This is a genomic window from Neisseria sp. P0001.S005, from assembly GCF_051963715.1.
This window is the reverse complement of sequence record NZ_JBQCTZ010000282.1, coordinates 1-3590: the sequence shown is the minus strand read 5'-3', so window position 1 is coordinate 3590 and position 3590 is coordinate 1. Positions and strand designations below refer to the sequence as shown.

Genomic DNA, 3590 nt, shown 5'->3' with positions numbered 1-3590 from the left:
GGGCTTTGCTCAATGCGTCCAAACGTCCTGCCGCCGACAGCTTTGCCGCCAAAGCAGGCCACCTTGCCCTTTACGTCCTCATGCTCGTCGTTCCCGTTATCGGCATGATCCGCCAATACGGCGGCGGCCGCGGCCCGTTGAAAGTATTCGGTGTCGAAGTGATGCAGGGTTCGCCTGAAAAAATCGAATGGATGTCCAACCTCGGCAATATGGCGCACGGCAAACTCGGCTGGCTGCTCTTCGCGCTTGTCGCCGGCCACATTGCCATGGTCGTTGTTCACCGCATTCAAGGCCACGATGTTTTATACCGCATGATCGGCCGTCGTTCTTAAGTGTAAAACGGTAAACAGCCAAGGCCGTCTGAAAACAGTTTGACCAAGCAAAAACTGTTTTCAGACGGCCTTTTTGTATTTGTGTTAATCTGCAAAAGTAGGGCAGGCGTTTTGCCTGACTGTTGTCTAAATACTGTAACCCGTACCGAGAAACACCATGACTGCTCCCATTCTCGCCATTACATCCGGCGAACCGGCCGGCATCGGCCCCGACATCTGCCTCGATTTGGCTTTCGCCGACCTTCCTTGCCGCCCCGTCGTTTTGTGCGACAAAAACCTGTTGGCGCAAAGGGCCGAACAGCTCGGCAAGACCGTCATCCTGCGCGACTTTCAAGCCCAAGCGGCTGATCTGTTACCCAAGGGCGAACTCGAAGTCCTGCATATTCCTTTAGAGGCCGAGTGTCGGGCGGGCGAACTCAATCCTGCCAATGCCGCGTATGTCCTCCGACTGCTGGATACGGCGTATCAAGGCATTTCAGACGGCCTGTTTGCCGGTATGGTGACCGCGCCGCTGCACAAAGGCATCATCAACGATGCCCACGCAAGCAACGGCTTTTTCAGCGGCCATACCGAATACCTCGCCGAAAAAAGCCATACCGAACAAGTCGTCATGATGTTGACCGGCGGCGGCCTGCGTGTGGCATTGGTCACCACCCATCTGCCGCTTAAAGATATTTCCGCCGCCATCACGAAGCCTTTAATCGAGTCGGTTGTCCGCATTCTTGAACACGACCTGCGCCATAAGTTCGGCATAGCCAAACCGGTCATCCTCGTTACCGGCCTCAATCCCCACGCGGGTGAAGGCGGCCATTTGGGACACGAAGAAATCGACACCATTATTCCGGCGCTTCATGCCTTGCAGGCCGAAGGCATAGACGTGCGCGGCCCGTATCCTGCCGATACGGTGTTCCAACCTTTCCTGCTCAAAGACGCCGACGCCGTCCTCGCCATGTATCACGACCAAGGGCTGCCGGTGCTCAAATATGCCGGTTTCGGCGAAGGCGTGAACATCACCCTCGGCTTGCCCTTTATCCGCACCTCTGTCGATCATGGCACGGCCTTGAACTTGGCAGGTACGGGCAAAGCCGATTCCGGCAGCCTGATTACCGCTGTCCGCGCCGCGCTTGATATGGCGCATAATATGCAGAAATAGGCCGTCTGAAGCGTGAAGGTTTAATCGTTTGCAGGCGTAAAATGTTCCCGTAAAAGCATCATCAGGGGATATTTGCCTGTCGGTTTGATGAAGCCGATAAATGTTTGGGCAATAATCTGCACTTTATTTGAAAAACCATATAAAAAGGCCGTCTGAAACCCCGGTATTTTGGGTTTCAGACGGCCTTTTGGTTTTTTGGTTTACCAAATTTCAGACAAAGTTTCTTTAACTTTGGCTTTTACTTCTGCACCGAAGCGGCGGCTGAGCATTTTGCTGAAATCGTCTTGCGGCGTGTAGTTGACCAGTTCGGGTGCTTTGACAACATCGCGGGCAACGCTGTAAATGCTGCCGAAGTCGTCAATCAGGCCGACCTGTTTGGCTTCTTTGCCGGTATAGATGCGGCCGCTGAAAACATCGGGATACTGCTTGTTTTTCAACTTTACGCCGCGGCCGAGTTTGACGGCTTTGATAAATTCTTGGTGGATATCGCCCAACATGGTTTCCCAAATTTGGGTTTGCGCCGGTGTTTCAGGCGTGAAAGGGTCGCCCATGCCTTTGTTGCTGCCGGCGGTTTTCAGACGGCGTTTGACACCGGCTTTGTCCATCAGGCCGGTAAAGTCGAAACCGCCGCCGATAACGCCGATACTGCCAACGATGCTGGAAGGGTCGGCGTAAATTTTGTCGGCGGCAGCGGCAATGTAGTAGCAGCCGGAAGCGCACATGTCTTCGGCAACAAGGTAAACAGGGATGTCTTTGTGTTCGGCTTTGAGGCGGCGGACTTCGTTAAAGGCCGTATTGGACACGACAGGCGAACCGCCGGGGCTGTTGGCGCGGATGATGATGGCTTTGGCGTTGCCGTTGTTATAGGCGGCTTCCATGCTGTCGCGCAGGATTTGGACTTGGTCGTCGATGTCGTTGCCGATTTCGCCGGTCAGGTCGATAACGGCGGTGTGTTCGCCGCGGGCGTGGATGCTCGTGGTTTTTCCTTCTTCTTCTGTGAGGCCGAAGATCAGGCTGAGAAAGATGAGGACGGCGATGCCGCGCCAGATATTGCGCCAAATGCGGGCGCGGCGCTGTTCTTGGTAGGCGGCGAGGAGGACTTCGCGCAGGGTGTTGCGTTCCCAGTTGTCGACGGGTGTGGAGGCTGAAGATGGCGTGTTTTGGGCATCGCCTTCACGGTGGATTCGGTATTGCATGATGTGATGTGCTTTCTTGTGGGCCGTCTGAATGTTCAGACGGCCTTATCGGTTTTAGTTGATGGAATAGCCGCGCAGGTATTGCGTACGTTCGCGGGTCATGCGGGTTTCACACTGCAGGCGCAGATATTCTGCTTGCGCGGCGTTGTCTGCAGACGCGGCGGCTTGTTGGCAGTTGAGTTTTTTGCTTTGAATCCAGGCGCGTTGTTCGCCGAGGATTTGTTGTTTGACATCGCTGTCCATGCCGCCCCAAAGGTCGTTGATCTCGCCGTCTGCCTGACGGTTTTGCGCACGCGCGTTGTCAAGTTCGCTTTGGCTGAGGCCGGGTGTCTCGTTGCGCTGAGTTTCGCGGTCAGGGCGCAGGACTTCGTAGTCTGAATTGTCGTCATCATCGGTCAAGCCGACGGCTTGGCTGGCGGCGTTGTTTTCGAGGATGTCTTGCGGATTGACAGTCGGCGGCTCTTCTGTGTTTTGGTTTTGCAGCAGCTTGATGGCCTGCTCTTTGGATACTGGTTTGCCGTCTATCATGACGATGCTTTTCACGCCGTAGGGCAGCAGGGTGGCGGAAAGGGTTTGGGCTGTGGTGCTCAGGGTGTTGTCTTCGAGAATCAGTTTGCCGTCTTTGTCGGGGGTGTAGAGCAGGGTGGTGCTGAACGTGTTGTTTTCAAAAGTCAGGTTGCTGCCCATCAGTTTTTGTTCGAGCATGTCGGATAACGGGGTGTTGCCGTAAATCAGCGGGCTGTTGTCTATGGCTGTTTTGAGGATGGTGTCTGGAATGCGGATTTTGAGGTTGGCGCGGCAGATGGCTTTGCCGTTGTCTTCGGTTTCTTTTGGGTCTTCAAGCAGGGTTTCTAATTCGAGGCCGGCGGCGATGATTTTGTCGGCATCGACGAATTGGCGGTTGTCATT

At 54.8% G+C, this 3590-nt stretch carries 4 protein-coding genes; 2 read left to right on the top strand and 2 right to left on the bottom strand.

Annotation, left to right across the window (positions count from 1 at the left end; genetic code table 11):
• Positions 1–332, top strand: a 332-nt coding sequence (locus tag ACTHSP_RS18855; protein ID WP_440346668.1) for a cytochrome b, incomplete at its 5' end; no start/stop codon positions are given.
• A 157-nt stretch (positions 333–489) separates the two neighbouring features.
• Positions 490–1485, top strand: coding sequence for a 4-hydroxythreonine-4-phosphate dehydrogenase PdxA (gene pdxA, locus ACTHSP_RS18850; protein ID WP_440346667.1), 996 nt, complete (start codon positions 490–492; stop codon positions 1483–1485).
• Between the two features lie 200 nt (positions 1486–1685).
• Here pdxA and ACTHSP_RS18845 read toward each other — a convergent pair whose 3' ends face one another.
• On the bottom strand, positions 1686–2681 hold the full coding sequence (locus ACTHSP_RS18845; protein WP_440346666.1) for a S49 family peptidase: 996 nt from the start codon (positions 2679–2681) through the stop codon (positions 1686–1688).
• A 54-nt stretch (positions 2682–2735) separates the two neighbouring features.
• A partial coding sequence (locus tag ACTHSP_RS18840) for a lysozyme inhibitor LprI family protein (protein ID WP_440346665.1) occupies positions 2736–3590 on the bottom strand: 855 nt, incomplete at its 5' end.

Bases quoted from the DNA above. Each gene is read 5' to 3' on its own strand.
- pdxA (WP_440346667.1), top strand. From the start codon at position 490: ATGACTGCTCCCATTCTCGCCATTACATCCGGCGAACCGGCCGGCATC.
- ACTHSP_RS18845 (WP_440346666.1), bottom strand. From the start codon at position 2,681: ATGCAATACCGAATCCACCGTGAAGGCGATGCCCAAAACACGCCATCT.